Annotated in this window: 9 protein-coding genes; 6 read left to right on the forward strand and 3 right to left on the reverse strand. The window is 50.5% G+C overall.

Features of this window, described 5'->3' with window-relative positions; genetic code table 11:
• The first annotated feature begins 230 nt into the window (after positions 1–230).
• Positions 231–1,562 carry a M28 family metallopeptidase gene (locus ACFE7X_RS01170; RefSeq protein ID WP_375433820.1) on the forward strand — a complete coding sequence of 444 codons (1,332 nt, stop codon included), beginning with the start codon at positions 231–233 and terminating at the stop codon, positions 1,560–1,562.
• 159 nt (positions 1,563–1,721) lie between these two features.
• Here the strand turns inward: ACFE7X_RS01170 and ACFE7X_RS01175 are convergent, their stop codons facing one another.
• Positions 1,722–2,267: a hypothetical protein gene (locus ACFE7X_RS01175; RefSeq protein ID WP_375433821.1), complete on the reverse strand. Its 546-nt coding sequence runs from the start codon at positions 2,265–2,267 to the stop codon at positions 1,722–1,724.
• A 320-nt stretch (positions 2,268–2,587) separates the two neighbouring features.
• Entirely contained in the window at positions 2,588–3,484 is an 897-nt protein-coding gene (locus ACFE7X_RS01180) for a YicC/YloC family endoribonuclease (RefSeq protein WP_375433822.1), read from the reverse strand.
• Positions 3,485–3,631: 147 nt separating this feature from the next.
• Here ACFE7X_RS01180 and ACFE7X_RS01185 point away from each other — a divergent pair, with 147 nt between their 5' ends.
• The 4 genes from ACFE7X_RS01185 to ACFE7X_RS01200 all read left to right on the forward strand — a co-directional run bounded on the left by ACFE7X_RS01185 (position 3,632) and on the right by ACFE7X_RS01200 (position 11,013).
• Positions 3,632–6,424, forward strand: a complete 2,793-nt coding sequence (locus ACFE7X_RS01185) for a TonB-dependent receptor domain-containing protein (RefSeq protein ID WP_375433823.1) — start codon at positions 3,632–3,634, stop codon at positions 6,422–6,424.
• A gap of 116 nt (positions 6,425–6,540) precedes the next feature.
• Positions 6,541–8,187 carry a T9SS type A sorting domain-containing protein gene (locus ACFE7X_RS01190; protein WP_375433824.1) on the forward strand — a complete coding sequence of 549 codons (1,647 nt, stop codon included), beginning with the start codon at positions 6,541–6,543 and terminating at the stop codon, positions 8,185–8,187.
• A 201-nt stretch (positions 8,188–8,388) separates the two neighbouring features.
• A complete protein-coding gene (locus tag ACFE7X_RS01195) occupies positions 8,389–9,609 on the forward strand; it encodes a glycosyltransferase (RefSeq protein WP_375433825.1) in 1,221 nt (406 codons plus the stop codon).
• Positions 9,610–9,753: 144 nt separating this feature from the next.
• Positions 9,754–11,013: a lipopolysaccharide biosynthesis protein gene (locus tag ACFE7X_RS01200; protein WP_375433826.1), complete on the forward strand. Its 1,260-nt coding sequence runs from the start codon at positions 9,754–9,756 to the stop codon at positions 11,011–11,013.
• Between the two features lie 106 nt (positions 11,014–11,119).
• On the opposite strand, the gene ACFE7X_RS01205 is transcribed toward ACFE7X_RS01200, so the two are convergent.
• A complete protein-coding gene (locus ACFE7X_RS01205) occupies positions 11,120–11,962 on the reverse strand; it encodes a class I SAM-dependent methyltransferase (RefSeq protein ID WP_375433827.1) in 843 nt (280 codons plus the stop codon).
• A 964-nt stretch (positions 11,963–12,926) separates the two neighbouring features.
• Between ACFE7X_RS01205 and ACFE7X_RS01210 the strand changes: the two genes are divergently transcribed.
• Positions 12,927–15,557: a PA14 domain-containing protein gene (locus ACFE7X_RS01210; RefSeq protein WP_375433828.1), complete on the forward strand. Its 2,631-nt coding sequence runs from the start codon at positions 12,927–12,929 to the stop codon at positions 15,555–15,557.
• The last annotated feature ends 205 nt before the right edge of the window (positions 15,558–15,762 follow it).

Raw genomic sequence — 15,762 nt, forward strand, 5'->3', positions numbered from 1 at the left:
TCACTCTTTAAGCCCAAGTTCAAATGAGCTGCCTACCTAACTACTATGAGTTTGCGTAAGGCTTAAGTATTGGCCGATGAGCAACTTCGACTATGTTAACAGAGAAAAATGCACACATTTCTTTCTCTCTTACCTGTATTTGCGCTTCTGCACTTAGCATCAGCTTCGCAATAAGTACCCTTCTTAGCCGAGCGCGGGGCGGTATAGTAGCTGTAGTTCTGCTTAGCTCAGTGGCGCCGTCGGCTCTGGTATCGGCGCAGGACATGCCGCGCGTACGCCGTACGGTCAAAGACTTAACTGCGCCTAGCATGTCGGGCCGCGGCTATGTGCGCCGCGGTGACCAAAAAGCGGCCGATTATATACGCCGACGTTTTCGCCAGCTTAATCTCCAACCGCTGGCACCCAATTATACCCAATCTTTCCCGCTTGATGTAAATACATTCCCAGGCGAGCTGAAGCTGAAGTTTCGCACGGGCTTTGGTATGCGGCCCTTGCCACTATTCGGTGGTTACCACCGCTTGCAGCCTGGGTTCGATTTCATTGCTGCGCCTAGCTCGGGAGCAGGTCGTGTAGGAAGCTTCTCTTCCGCCGCCGCTATTACTCAACTTGATACAGCTGTCTTTTTGAGTCTGTCAGCCCAACAACGTTTCCTGCAGAAGCCATGGAGAGGAGGCGGTGTAGTACTAAGTGCCCGCAACGCCCGGCGAATCAGCACATTACCCACTCCCCTGCGTCAGCACCTTGATTCAGCTGCCTTCAGGCTGACTATTGTGCCCAAACTTACTGCATCCTTGGCAGCTACACAGAGCCGACAACTACAGCTCGATGTGCTAGAGTCGGCATGGAATGAGTCCACCAATCACCTTCGTGGTACTCCGCCGACTTTCGCCACGATACGCGTTGATGCCGAACTGAAGCGCGGGTATCAAACTCAAAGTCTGGTAGGTTACGTGCCTGGCCGAATTCGTCCCGATTCTTTTCTAGTTGTTACCGCCCATTATGATCACCTGGGGACTATGGGGCACCATACGTACTTTGCGGGTGCTAACGATAATGCTAGTGGTACGGCCATGTTGCTGGAACTGGCTGCACATTATGCTCGTCCTGAAAACAGGCCCGCTTACTCGGTGGTATTCATTGCTTTTGGGGCGGAAGAAGCTGGTTTAATGGGCTCCAGTTTCTTTGTGAATCATCCTCTAGTGCCTCTAGATCATATTCGTTTTCTAATGAACCTAGATCTGCTGGGTACTGGTTCGGAGGGTATAACGGTTGTGAATGGCCGCGAACTACCTAGCCAATTTCAATTGCTCCAGCGCCTCAACGAAACCCGTCATGCGGTGCCTAGCTTAGCTGCTCGGGGACGCGCTGCCAATTCCGACCACTTTCCTTTTTCAGAGCGCGGGGTCCCCGCCTTCTTCCTATATACTCGGGGCGGTATTGCGGCATATCACGACGTGCAGGACCGTGCCGAAACGTTACCCCTGACAGCTTTCGTCAGTGTCTTCGGCCTTATTCGCAGCTTTCTCGACGTGCTCGGTGCCCAACCTATTCCAAACAAGTAGCAGAGTAATGCCTTTGTAATAGCTAGTAGTATGTGGGTGCCTATTAAATTAAAATCAGCGCAAACCCTTTGTGTAGCCGATCTTAAAACACACACTCCCGGAATCACAGCCAAATTGGCCTGCGATTCCGGGAGTGCTTTAAGCGAAGGAACAGTGGGTTTATTCGTTCGTTCTGAATGAGCCCATGATTTGCTTAGCTACCGTTTCCCACTCTGGCTTCTGGCGATCAGCGCAAGTGAATGTGCACATCAGAAGCTTTCCTTCTACGTCGGTGAAAAATATAAGCTGATATACCTCGTGGCCAAGCTCAGGCTTCATTAGCTCAAGGTAGCCTACCTTACGACCGCTCACCTCTTTTATACCGTTACCAAACCATTTTGCCTCTTTGAACTGCTTCGAGTACGTTTTATAGAAGTTAGTGGCATAAATGTCGATCATGTCCTGATCGGCAGTATTGTCTGTGTAAGTAAAGGCTAGGCTTGCCTCTTTGCTGTTGGTATAGATTACACTTGGGCGGCTTTGAGCACGAGCGTAATTGAAGTCCATTTGCTGTTCGCTCATAACTTCAAAGCCCTTAGGGATTAAAATCTCAACTCGCTCGCTTAGTACGCGCTTTTTGATGAGTTCTACTTCGGCATAAGGACGAAAGGCCGTTAAAAGAAGAAGAAGGCAAAGGATTGCTGGAAAAAGTACTACTTTTTTCATAGTAAATGATTGAAAAAAGATGAAGATCAACTTGATGTTTATCGCGAATGCCAAACTGTCTATCTGTTTGGATAACACAATTTACGAACGATTTATGGACTTGCAAGAGTAGATGTAAAAATAGTTTGGGATAATAGCTAAAAAAATTAAGAAAAGCCCTTGTGGGAGCTTTTAAAGCATATTCAAGAAATAATAGATTTTTCATATCTATAAACTCTATGTATCAATATAGTAAAATAAATCAAATACAAATCAAAATAATTATATTATACATTTTACATAAAAAGTGCAATTAAAGCTCTTTTGGTATTATGTGGTACTCAAAGTATATTATTGACTTGTTCTTTGATTTTTTCCAACTCCTCTTTCATCCCCACTACTAAGTGTTGTACAATGGAGTCGTTGGCCTTGGAGCCTATTGTGTTTATCTCACGGCCAATTTCCTGTGAAATGAAGGCTAGTTTCTTGCCAGTAGGTTCAGGTAGGTATACAGTCTCAGTGAAATAGTGTAAATGACTAACCAACCGTACTTTCTCTTCTGCGATGTCTAGCTTCTCTATATAATAGATGAGTTCTTGTTCAAAACGGACTTGATTAAACTGCTCGCTGCTAGCAAGGTCTGCGAGATGGGTTCGGAGTCGTTCGCGTACTTGCTCTACCCGGTTAGGGTCGTGGCGCTCTATTTCGGCTAATTGAATTCGTATGCTATCAAGGTAGCCAAGAATCTCAGTAGTGAGTGTTTGACCTTCCGTGCGACGGAATTCGTTTGTACGGTCGAGGGCCTCTTGTACTAGGGGCAGTAGTTCTTCCCAGGACACTTCGTCATCGTGTTCGGGTAATGATACTCCCTCGGCGGGTAAGCGCATGCTACCTGGCAACGCCTTTGCAATGCTCGCCAGTACATCGACCGAAACGCCTATACGGCCGCTCAACTCCGCTAGCTCTTGGTAGGCAGCTGTGAGAGCAGCTTGGTTGATTATGCCTGTTTGGCTGCCAGTGGCTCGTACTCGAGTGAAGTCAAAGTTGAGATTGACTTTGCCACGCACCAAGCTTCTGGTTACCAAGTTTCGGATTTCTAATTCCCGGTCTTGCAGAAAGCGTGGGAGGCGAAGCGTTAAATCCAGAGACTTGGAATTCAAGGATTTAATTTCAACGGTAGCAGAATAAGAATCGGTGTCGCGATGAGCGATGCCGTAACCGGTCATGGATTGGAGCATGGGCAGAAAAGGTAAAAGGGCCGCAAAAGTAATAGTTTCTTTCAGGTTCAGAGACGTTTAGCTGGTGCGTAACATAAGGGTAATACGTGGGCAATCTTGGCGTAATAGCAGCCCGGTAGTTTTGTGGCGCTAACGAAAATTCACTGTATGCGTCATCTTTTTCTCCTGTTTTCAGGCTTATTGTTCAGTACGCTAACAATGGCTCAGCAAGGTTCTATCGTCGGCAAAGTCACCGACAAGAAGACCGGTGAAGGTGTAATTGGGGCAACAGTCATCGTGACCGGCACAGTGCAGGCCGCTCCAGTTGATGTTGAGGGTAATTACGAACTAAAGCTTGATCCGGGTACCTACAATATTACAATAACCTATATCGGCTATAAGCCGCTAACTTTTCCGGGGGTTGCAGTAACCGCAGGCAATAAGACTACGCTGAATGGCGTGATGGAAGAAAGCACCACCTCCCTGAAAGATGTAGTGGTAACAGGCCAGAAACAAACTGGCACTGAAGTGTCCCTGATTCAGGATTTAAAAAAGAGCGAGATAGTAGTGAGCGGCGTCAGCAATGACCAGATTGTAAAATCGTTGGACCGGGATGCTGCGGAAGTGGTGAAACGCATTCCAGGGGTTACTATTCAGAACAACAATTTTATAGTTATACGGGGTTTAGCTGAACGCTATAACACGGTCTTGCTTAACGGTACTATGACACCTTCGGCCGAGGTAGATACCCGTTCGTTCTCGTTTGATATTCTGCCTAGTTCAGTTATTGACCGGATTTTGATCTTTAAATCTGGTTCACCAGAGCTTCCGGGCGAGTTTGGCGGTGGCGTGGTGCAGGTGTTTACCAAGAATTCGGTATTAGAAAATACAACCAGTTTCACTGCATCAGCATGGCATCGGAGCGGCACAACGTTCAAGAACGAGTATCAAACTTCCAGCCGCAGCAACTCCGATTGGCTTGGATATGACAATGGGGACCGAAAAATGCCGAGCAACGTAACCGATGGGAGTGCGCGGTTACGAAATCAGTGGTCACCGGTGTTGAGTACGGCCCGGCCTGACCTGCGGCTTTCGCTGGGCTTAAACAGGAAGTTTGAGGTCGGTTCCACTTCCTTGAGTAATGTAACATCGGTATCCTATTCTAATACTCGCGAGCAATACGTGCAGTCGCGTCAGCGGGCCGGCGAATTCAATGAGATAGATCAAAATTATCCTCTTCAGTACGACTACAAGGATACTCGGGCACTAACCGCCGTGCGCTTAGGAGTCATTCATAACTGGCAGGCCCGTATCAACGACCGAAACCGAATTGAGTTCCGGAACTTCCTGAACCAGTATGGTACAGATGAGGTGGTAAACCGGAAAGGAGTCGACAAAATTGAGCAGCAGGAGCGGGATGACAACGCGTTGCATTATCAGAGCCGCACTATTTATTCGGGCCAATTGCAGGGTACCCACGATTTGAGAGAAGCCAGTCGCTCGACTTTTACTTGGACCGGGGGGTATAACTATGTGTATCGTGACGAGCCAGACTACAGCCGATATCGGGCTCAGCGGCCCGAGGGCTCTAGCCGGCAGTTCTTTGTCGTAGTACCAAACGGTGGCAACCCTTTCGATGCCAGCCGCTTTTTTTCGGAATTAAAAGAAAATACATACACGGGCGCTGGACAGTGGGAATTGCGGATGAAGGGCCGTGATACTACCAAAGTGAACGAGTATAAGTTACGCGTCGGGGTTTATGCTGAGCGTAAGGCACGCAATTACGACCAACGTTATTTTTCCTATATAATCAGCAACCCTGCGGTCTTCGACAATCGTTCCGACCGGGACGCCATTCTGACTTCTTCCATTGATCAGATTTTCGCTCCCGAAAATATTGACCCGGTCAATGGGTTCAAACTGGAAGAGGGTACTCGCCCCGAGGAATCATACAAGGCCGATAACACGCTGCTAGCTGGCTATATTGGCTTGGTAGCGCCAATTTCCGACAAGTTTAGCGTGTCAGGTGGAGTACGGGTAGAACATAACCGCCGCTATTTGGATGATGGGAGCAATTTGCCCCGGTACGAGGAAATCAAAACGATTCCACTACCGTCGATAAACGCTACTTATAACTTCACGGAGCGCAGCTTGCTACGTGCGGGAGGCAGCGTGAGTGTAAACCGGCCCGAGTTTCGGGAAATTGCGCAGTTCTCGTACTTCGATTTCACCAATAATGCCATTATCACGGGTAACTCGGATCTGAAGACGGCCACTATTTATAACGCTGACATGCGCTATGAATTTTACCCGACGCGCTCTGAGATGCTTTCTATTGGTGTCTTTTACAAGCAATTCCGCGATGCTATCGAGCAGACCACGCAATCAGTGGGAACGTCTCAGTTGTATTTGACTTATCAGAATGCCGACAAGGCTTATGATGTGGGTGTGGAAATTGAAGCCCGCAAAGGCTTTGTAGACTTAACCGAGAATACCTTCCTGCAAAAATTTGGCGTCGTGTTAAATGCTTCGCTCATTCGGAGCCGAGTTAATTTGCCTGAAACGCCTCAAAACGTAGGCTTTGCCCTGTTTGATCGGCCCCTGCAAGGACAAGCACCTTACGTAGTCAATACGGGCCTGTTTTTCCAAGATGACGACCAAAAATTGCAAATATCGGCCCAGTACAACGTGGTAGGTCAGCGCATCGCCTTCGTAGGCGACCAAACACAGAACTTTTCGGCTATTGAAATGCCGCGCCATGTAGTGGACATTGCCGTGACCAAGGGGTTAGGCAGCCATCTACAATTGCGGGCAGGGGTGCAGGATCTGTTCAACCAGCGGTACCGCACCTACTACGACCTGGACCGCAACGGTACAGTTGACCGGAATGAGCCGCGAGTGTCCTTTTCCAGTTACCGCCGGGGAACGTACTCTACGCTTGGCCTGACCTACAACTTTTAATTGATAAAGTAACGTGCTCCTAACAAATTCATAACGTCTACTTGCTGCTGTGCGCGTATTGATTTGAGACTTTTGTTTGACTGAACTGCCCCTTTTATTCACCTCTACATACTCTCATGAAAAAGTTGTTACTCCCTGCATTGTTGGCTTGTGCAGTTATTGCCCTGCAACCCGTTCAGACCGCCGTGGCACAAACTGTATGCCCTGCCACACCAACTCCGATTACCGTATCGGGTAGCATCACCGCCAGCACTACTTGGTCTAACACGAATGTGTATTTACTTAGTGGATTTGTGTATGTGGAAAGTGGCGCAGTGCTCACTATTCAACCAGGTACTATCATCAAAGGTGACAAAGCAAGCAAGGGGGCACTTATCATCAAGCAAGGAGCCCGCATTGAGGCCAATGGTACGGCGGCTCAGCCTATCGTTTTCACCTCCAATGAGGCTGCCGGCGCACGTGCCCGCGGCGACTGGGGGGGACTAATCCTGTGTGGTCGGGCTCCAGTTAACCAAGCTGGTACGCCCAATATTGAGGGTGGGGTACAAGCCGTGTACGGGGGCACCGATGCGAACGACAACTCTGGTACGTTGCGCTATGTGCGCATCGAGTATCCGGGTATTGCCTTTCAGCCTAATTCCGAAATCAACGGCTTGACCTTGGGTGGCGTAGGAGCAGGTACTACTATCGACTACGTGCAGGTATCGAACAGCGGGGACGATTCATTTGAGTGGTTTGGCGGTACGGTTAATGCCAAACACTTGGTTGCCATAGCCGCAACCGATGACGATTTTGATACCGACTTCGGATTCTCAGGGCGGGTGCAATATGGCCTTGTAGTGCGCAACCCCAATGCGGCCGATGTATCGGGCTCGACGGCTTTTGAATCCGATAACGACGCGGCCGGTTCGACGTTGACACCCCGCACGGCACCGGTATTTTCTAATATCACGGCCATTCTACCTAACCCCATTGGGGCAACGGCCAACTTCACCCGTTCGATGCACCTGCGTCGCAACACAAGTATTTCAATTTTCAACTCAGTTCTGACTGGCTGGCCCGAAGGTTTGACCTTAGATGGCTCTGCCGCGCAGGCAAATGCCACGAATGGGGCGTTGGTGTTGAAAAACAACGTATTGGCTGGCATAAGCAATCCTTACACACAGCAAACAGGAGGCACGTACGATGTGCAAGGATTCTGGCTAAACAATGGTAACACAACCTTGTCTAATGCTAGTGCCCTGGGCTTGAATGCCGACAATTTTGTGTTTCAGCAGAACTTTTCGCCCAACTATTTGCTGCCTGCTGCTTCACCATTGGTTTCGGGTGCTTCTTTCACTGATGCTAAACTAGCGGGTGGGTTCTTCGATAACGTAGTCTATCGGGGCGCTTTCGGCCCAGCTGGAACAGCTAACTGGGCGGCTGGCTGGACCAACTTCAACCCTAACATTACTTGCTACAACGTCCCCACTCAAACGCTTGCCAACAAAGCTGCTAAAGAAAACGTGCAGAGTTTAAGCGTAGCACCAAACCCAACAGAAGGGGCCGCTAAGCTGACATTTGAGTTGAAGAGTGCTAGCGTTGTGACAGTGCGCGTGCTCGACATAACAGGCCGTATTGTAGCGGTAGTGCGCGACGGACAGAAGCTGAGCATCGGCGTGCAGAATGTTGAACTGCCCACTTCGTTGAAGGCGGGCTTGTATGTGGCTTCGGTTACGACCGGTGAAACCACGCAGGCAGTACGCTTTGTAGTAACGAAATAAGTTTTTAGTTAATTAGAGAAGAGGGTTGAAAAGCCTGCCTCTGCTGGGGCAGGCTTTTTACGTTTCTAAGCAGAGGAACTTTCCCTGTATTGGTGCCCGCTCAGCCAACCCGAAATAACTAGCTTGCGCACTTTGTGAGTCGTCATTGCGCGGCCCCTCTATGCTTTCGGGTGCGAGGTTACTTACTTTATTACTACTTGCATGAAGCTTCGTGTTCTGCACCTGCCCAAGTGGTACCCCAACCGCTACGATGATCAGGACGGCGACTTTGTAGCCCGGCATATAGCCGCCATTGCGCAGGCTTCACCCGATGAAGAGCCGCTACAAACTCAGAATGCAGTGGTAGTTGCCGTGGTGGCGCGCGGTCCTCTTCCTTCACTTATTGATGCAGATGTAAGTCTGAGTGGTGCTGTGCCCACATGGCGCTATTATTATAGAGCCCGCCTCACGGGCTGGGCGTGGCTCGACCGAGTCTTGAAGTTGCTCTTGTGGCTCGTGTGTATCACAAGGGGAATGTGGGCAGTACGGCAGTATTGGGGTGGACAAAAGCAAGATATCGTGCATGCTCATGTTCTGTTGCGAACGGGGGCGGTAGCGTTGTGGCTGAAATGGTGGCAGCGTACCCCATATCTGATTACCGAACACTCGACCATCTTTTTGCCCACCAATGCGTGGCGGTTAGGGTGGCTGCGAGGACGAGTGGCAGCACTGCTGGTCCGCCAGGCTGCCGCCTTCACACCGGTGTCGGAAGATTTGCGTCGGGCGCTAGCCCGGCTGGGAGGCCATAATACCCGCACGGTTGTTATTCCTAATGTAGTAGATACCGACTTATTTCACTTGCCCGACAAGCTAGAGACACGCCAAGGACTGCTTAATGTTGCCGCTTTCAACGAGCAAGCCAAAAACCTGAGCGGTATCTTACGCACCATAGCACGGTTACGTACCGAGCATCCTACACTGGGCATTCATCTCCGGATTGCTGGGTATGGTGCGGCCGAGAACCAGATGCACCAACTGGCAACCGATCTGGGGTTGCTGGCCGATGGTACAGTAGAGTTTCTGGGCAAGCTAAGTTCCGTTGAAGTAGCCAAGGAAATGCAGCGGGCTCAAGCCTTTGTGCTGTTTTCCAACTACGAAAATTTGCCTTGTGTGCTTATCGAGGCCCAAGCCAGCGGATTGCCGGCTGTAGCTACTGCTGTAAACGGGGTGCCTGAACTGCTGCCTAGTGATGGTTCTAAAGGCTTGCTCGTGCCCGCTGGAAACGAAGAAGCCTTAGCCCAAGCTCTACTAACCGTTTTGCAAGGCCCAGCCAGTAGTTTCGATGCTGCTGCTCTGCGGGCTGCTGCCGTGGCCCGGTTTGGCTACCCGGCCGTTGGGGCGGCATTCCGGCGGGTATACCAGCAGATTGCAAATAAGGAGTAACGCCATAGTGGAGTAACGCGGCGAATATCTATAGATTACGCTGCTACTTTGTCTTATGCTTAAGAAGGTGCAAACTGTGTATGGCGTGTGTAGCCCATAGCAGTTCTTGTGTTGAGGCATCTTATACTTATTTTATTTCTTTGAATGCTTCGTCGTATCATCCATAATTTCACTACTCGCTTAGCCACAGCATTGCTAAGTTTTGGGGTAGTATGGTTGACAGCGCGCTATTTAGGGGCAGCGGGGCGGGGAGCGGTAAGTTTATTTATAACAGACTGTGCAGCACTGCTCCTCTTCATTGGTTTGTTGGGAGGTTCGTCGCTGATTTACTTGGTACCGCGTCGCAACTTGTGGCATCTGCTGTTCCCTGCTTATGGGTGGGCCCTGGTTGTATGCTTGGTAGGCACGGGGCTGGTGGCGCTAGTGCGTGAGGTGCCAGCCTCCTACCTCGGTCATTTGTTGGCGTTGGCGCTGTTGCAAGCTTTTCTCTCCATCAATACAGCCTTACTGCTCGGGCGCCGTCAGGAAGTTCTCTACAACGGTCTTTCGGTGGCGCAGGTGGCCCTGTTGGCCGGCGGGCTAGTAGGGGCTTTTGCGGGCCTGCACTGGCGGGTTGTTCCTGCTTATTATTATGCCGCCTACCTGGCTTATGGTTTGCCTGTGTTGGTGAGCGTGTGGGCCTTGGTCAAGTTGCCTGACCGGCCAAGTGGCGGCCGGCGGCTGCAGGCTACTATGCGCGAGCTAGGACGCCACAGCCGAGGAGCCCATTTTTCCAACATCCTGGCCTTCGCTAATTACCGACTTAGTTACTACTTCGTGGCTCATTTTGCTGATGCCCGTGCCGTGGGCATTCTTTCGGTGGGAGTAGCGCTGACGGAGGCTATCTGGCTGATTCCGCGTAGTACAGCCTTGGTGCAATACGTAGATTTGGTGCATGCCGGTAAAGAGGCCATACTGGCTAGCACCTTGCGCGTATCGCGGCTTGCGGTGCTTGGTACCGCTATTGCCGTCGGATTTCTGGCTTTACTCCCGCCCGCCGTGCTAGGGGCGATATTTGGACCAGAGTTTAGCGCGGCTCGTCCCGTAATTCTCTTCTTGGCGCCAGGCGGTGTAGTAATGGCTCTCCAGATTTTGTGTAGCAGCTATTTTGCAGGCCTTGCGCGCTACCGTATCAATAATACGGCGTCTGGAGTGGGGTTGCTGGTAACGCTGGTGGCCTGTACATTACTGATTCCCCACTTTGGTATTCACGGAGCGGCGCTGGCCAGCACACTATCCTACTGCGCATCCACAGCGTTTTTGCTCTACCATTTTTATCGGGCAACGGGAACTGCTCCCTGGGCCTTTATGCCAAACCTCACTGATCTAACCTACCTCTGGAGCGCAGCCCGGCGAAAGTCGTAAGCACCGCTTCTTTAGCCGTTTAGTTTATAGTGAAACTTCTATCTATAGTGCGACAGGATAGAGCTTGAGGTGTAGCGCGGGTGCTGCGGCTGCGTAGCAGTAAGGCTTATTGTGGGAACAGGGATTTAGGCTCTTGCCCAACCCGTATTGTTACTTCGAAACAAGGAACAGGATCAGCCAGCAGATTTAGTGTATGGGTGGGGAGCGGAACAGGCGAATAAAGAGCGCAGAGCGTATTTTCCACTTGTACCAGTTGACCTGAAGCCGTGGCTGGCAATCCATCGAGAATGCCGGTAAGCACTTCCCAGCGGGGCTGGCCCGGCTGTCGGCTGGCATCGTGCCAGACCACTACCGTGTTAGGCCCAACCAAATGCTCGAATACGCGCCGCGTATCGGTGCGTACGGCTTCGTAGCGATGATCACCATCAATAAACACTACATCAAAATGCCCTAGCGGCGCTATATCGAAAGTGGCAGAGTTGCCGTACAGGTGCGTGACATTCGCCAAGGGTCTCGAAAAAAAACCGTGCAACTCTATGTACCGTTCACTCAAGCCCATAGCGCGCATTTCTTCTGCCGATAGATTGAGGGTGTAGACGGAGGTGGCCACTTCCGCTACATTGGCGGCACTCTCACCGCGCCACGTTCCTATTTCGAAGTAGCGACAATCCACTACGCGGCTCGCCACCGCGCGAAGCAAGAGTAAATCTGTGGGGAGCGAGCCACCATCACGGAAGGCAAAAGGCCGGACCGTTTGGTTGGCTGACGACAGAAAATGGGTGAGGCGCACCGCTGGCAAGCCATTGGAGGTTAGGCTGTACTTAGTATGAGCCAGTGCCTGCTGCTGCCAAGTAGTTTCATCGGCGGCTAGTACGTGGTTGAGGAGCCACGGATTTTGAGCAAGGCGCAGCAGGCCGCGCAAGGCTTTTTGAAGGCGGGTAGTAAGCACAACTCAAAAGTACGGTAGCAGCCGAGAAACCTCTGCGTGGGAAGCACGCATTGCACGTTTGCTTTCCTGCTTTCACCGATGGCGTACCGCTAACCTTGATGATACGCCTGCCCCACATCTGGTTTGAAATGGGCTACACCCTGTATTCCTATAAGAAAACTAGCCAAGTGTGCTCATTACAAGTACTTGCTTATATAATTCCTAGGAGTTAGAACTAATACAAGCAATATAAGGATTTGTCTATTTTTTCGGTAGTACTACGAGTTAAATTTCTTAAAGTGTTGATTATTCATGATATGCCTATTGAATATAAAATTTGATGATCATTAAATTTTATAACTTATTAAAGTAAATTAAGATTTATTAAACATTGTATCTAGGGATTTCATAGTGAATAAATATAAAAAGCGAAGAATGTATTGCCATGAGAAGTTTAAGGTTAAATGTACAAGCATATGCAACTAAGACTTGTCTTTAATTGTATAATAAGTCATTCAGAAGGCTCAAAACAAAATTCATATGTAATTATTATAAGATAACGAAAAAGGCAGCATTTCCATATAGAAGCTGTTTTACTAGGTAAAATCATAATAAGTGCGTTTAGTTATTGTACTATAAGATAAGTTTAGTTCAATTTTAGTTGATTTTATAGATTTTGTGCAAATGCCTGTATACCTTTCTTTCAAGATGCCAGTAGGAATGGCATTGTATTGAGGAATCAAAGTTGTTTTCAGGCCTTTTAAACTTTTGTATGCAAGTTTCTACTCACTTACGTACTCGGTGCTACAGCAAACTTCACGCTGTAGCGGACACCCAGAAAAAACTATGGCTGACAGCGTGTTTACTCGTTTTCGCTGTTGTCACTCGAGCTCAGACGCTGACTCTCCCAATCGAAGTTCTAGGTGCGCAAGGCGTTACCCAGACTGTAAGCGTAACAGTACCATCCGGCAATACTGCCACCAGTTTGTGGCTCCAAGCCAACAACCTCTCTTATGACGATAAGGCCAGCGTCCGCATCAACAACGGCGCCTGGATTAATCTCAACAACAACACTTGCGACGTTGCTGAGCCTGGCAAAAGCTACGGCGGTATCGGCGGCGGACACAACACCATCAAGCTGAAGCTGGCGTTGCCAGACGGCGCAGTATTCGATGGTGCCAACCAAATCAGTTTCCGCTTCAATCAGTCTGATGGCGTAACTATCGGTTATCGTATTGTACGGCTCAACTTCTTAGATGCCACCGGAACGCGCTTGATGCCAGCTAGTTCCTTCGCCGACGAAAATCCCGCTTCCTGGCAGGCTCCTCGTTCGGGCGCATCAGATATAGCGGCCGGCCAGCAGCTTTGGAGAAATGCGTCGCTCAACGAGTCTTACTTGCCAAATGCACGCGTACTGCAAGCGAAGTGCAGCGACTGCCACGCGCAGGACGGCCGCGATTTAAAGTACTTCAACTATTCCAACCGCTCTATTATTGAGCGCGCTAAGTACCACGGGCTGAGTGTAACGCAGGCCGAGCAAATTGCTTCTTACATCCGTACCCTCACGGCTCCAGCTCCGGCTACGGCTCGGCCCTGGAATCCTCCTTATCAGCCTGGCCCAGGTCAAGATTCTCGGCCACTGGTGGAATGGGCAGCAGGTGCCGGCATCGATGCCGTACTCGACACCGACGCCGAGACTTTGCCTTACATATTCCCGAATGGCGTTAATGAGGCGGCCATTGCTACCAGCGGTACGCTCAACATCCGGGAAATTCCAGTTGCCATGCAGTTTCTGGATTGGAAGCATTGGTTGCCTATCATCCACCCGAAAGATGCGTGGGGCACCGACTTCACCAATTCCAACCTAAACAAAATGTATAATGGGCAGGGTACTGGCAACTCCAGCATCAACCTGCGCCAGCGCATAGCCGCCGGGAACCAAGCCTATAAGTTAGGCGGCATTTATGCCCCCGGTATGCAAACCGACATGTCGGATTGGCAGCAAGAGCGCAATATGTTCCTGGTGCCGCGCGTAGCACACGGTACGAACTGGAATCGGGAACACGCTCTGAAAGTGTACTCTACCGCCTTGTGGCAGACTGTCAAATTCTGGGAATTGATGCAGGAGTTCAACCTGGAAGGCCTCGGCCCAGCGTTGTACGGCAACCGGAGCGAAGCCCGTACGTGGCCTGGCCTAGTACGCCACGTATTCGAAACGTCGCCTCAGCGCTTGAATATCCCGTTTGGCCGCGACGACTTGTCGCACAACAACAAGGCCGTTAACAATGTGTATGCTTCCAATGCGTGGTATCATACGCAAATGGTACTGAGCAGCGGTAACCGCCACGCCAACGGATTCTATCCTGTGGACTGGGGCTACTTGTACGGCTTGGTGAAGGATCTGAACCTGGCCAGCAACGACCGGATTTCGGAACTGTCTCGGATGCTGCTGATTGTGGTGAAAGCAGCGCAGCAAGCCGACAATGGGGTTGGCCCTGACCGGCCTTTTGATGGCTGGAACTTAATGCGCAACCACGCTCCTACCGTACTCATAGAAGACATCCAGGAGAACTTGTGGGAGCATGTAAGCCCTGGCACGAAAAAGGATATTTTAGAAGCTTACGTGCGCACCTGGTTTGCCAAGAGCCGCTCGTATCCGGCTTCGCAGTATGTACGCAGCTTCGACCCCTTCGATGCCTCGCCAACCAACTACGTGCCCGTAATTCCGCCGGCTGGCGGCGGCAACTCTGCCGACAAAGTGTGGTACATGATTCCGCAGATGCGGCGCGCTGGAGTTGATTGTAGCTTGCTCAATGAAATTGCAGACTGGGCTAAGGTTATGTGGCCAGCCGGCAACTGGGCTTCACTAAAGGTTACTAACTGCGCTCCTCAGGCAACCTTGCGTGCTCCCGAAAACCCACCGCATACCCTCTCAGGAATAGAGTACAGCTACTACGAAGGCAACTTCACCACCCTGCCCAACTTCGCGGCGCTGACGCCTACTCGTTCAGGTGTTGCCTCTGAAATCAGCTACGCTCCCATCTTGCGTCAAAGTAATTTTGCACTCCGCTTCCAAGGGTATATCGATGTTCCTGCCGACGGCCTGTATCAGTTCCTAAGCGCTTCCGACGACGGCTCCCAGATCTTCATTGGTTCGCAGTTGGTTGTTAACAACAACGGGTCGCACGGGGTAGATGAGAAAACCGGTACCATCGGGTTGAAAGCGGGTAAGCATGCCATCACCGTGGCCTACTTCGATGGCGGCGGCGACAAGGTGATGAACGTACGGTTTGGCGGCCCCAACAACACTAGAGGCAACATTCCGGCCAGCATGCTGTCGCGCATCAACCCGAACCCACCGTTGGCCGCAAAAGCAGCAGCCGGTATAGAAATCGGCCTGTATCCTAACCCAACTCGCTCGGAGCTAAACCTGAAAGTACCTAGCCGCAACGCAAGCTACCGGGTACTAGACCAGCTAGGCCGACCCGTGTTGCAGGGCGCTGCTGCCAATGGCACCGCCGTACTTGATGCGAGTGAGCTGCCCGCTGGCCTCTATCACATGGAAGTTACCACGCCCGCTGGCCGTATTGTACGCAAGTTTGTTAAGCAGAATTAACCTCTTATTTTCCACTGTTTTCGAAGAGGCCGCTTCCATTTTGGGAGCGGCTTTTTTATTATAATGCAAGTAATTAATGAATAGCAGTTGCTCGGAAGGGAATGCAGAACTCTAGCAAAGTCTTAACAATCAATGGTTGGCTATTTTTTCTCTTGGTATTATGGCTTATACTCATCAATCAAAATCCACATCGAAGCTTGAAAAT

Origin of the sequence: uncultured Hymenobacter sp. (assembly GCF_964242765.1) — a bacterium.
Lineage (GTDB): Bacteria > Bacteroidota > Bacteroidia > Cytophagales > Hymenobacteraceae > Hymenobacter.

Coding starts and splice junctions, on each gene's coding strand:
- ACFE7X_RS01175 (WP_375433821.1), bottom strand. CDS start 2,267: ATGAAAAAAGTAGTACTTTTTCCAGCAATCCTTTGCCTTCTTCTTCTT.
- ACFE7X_RS01190 (WP_375433824.1), top strand. CDS start 6,541: ATGAAAAAGTTGTTACTCCCTGCATTGTTGGCTTGTGCAGTTATTGCC.
- ACFE7X_RS01195 (WP_375433825.1), top strand. CDS start 8,389: ATGAAGCTTCGTGTTCTGCACCTGCCCAAGTGGTACCCCAACCGCTAC.
- ACFE7X_RS01185 (WP_375433823.1), top strand. CDS start 3,632: ATGCGTCATCTTTTTCTCCTGTTTTCAGGCTTATTGTTCAGTACGCTA.
- ACFE7X_RS01200 (WP_375433826.1), top strand. CDS start 9,754: ATGCTTCGTCGTATCATCCATAATTTCACTACTCGCTTAGCCACAGCA.
- ACFE7X_RS01180 (WP_375433822.1), bottom strand. CDS start 3,484: ATGCTCCAATCCATGACCGGTTACGGCATCGCTCATCGCGACACCGAT.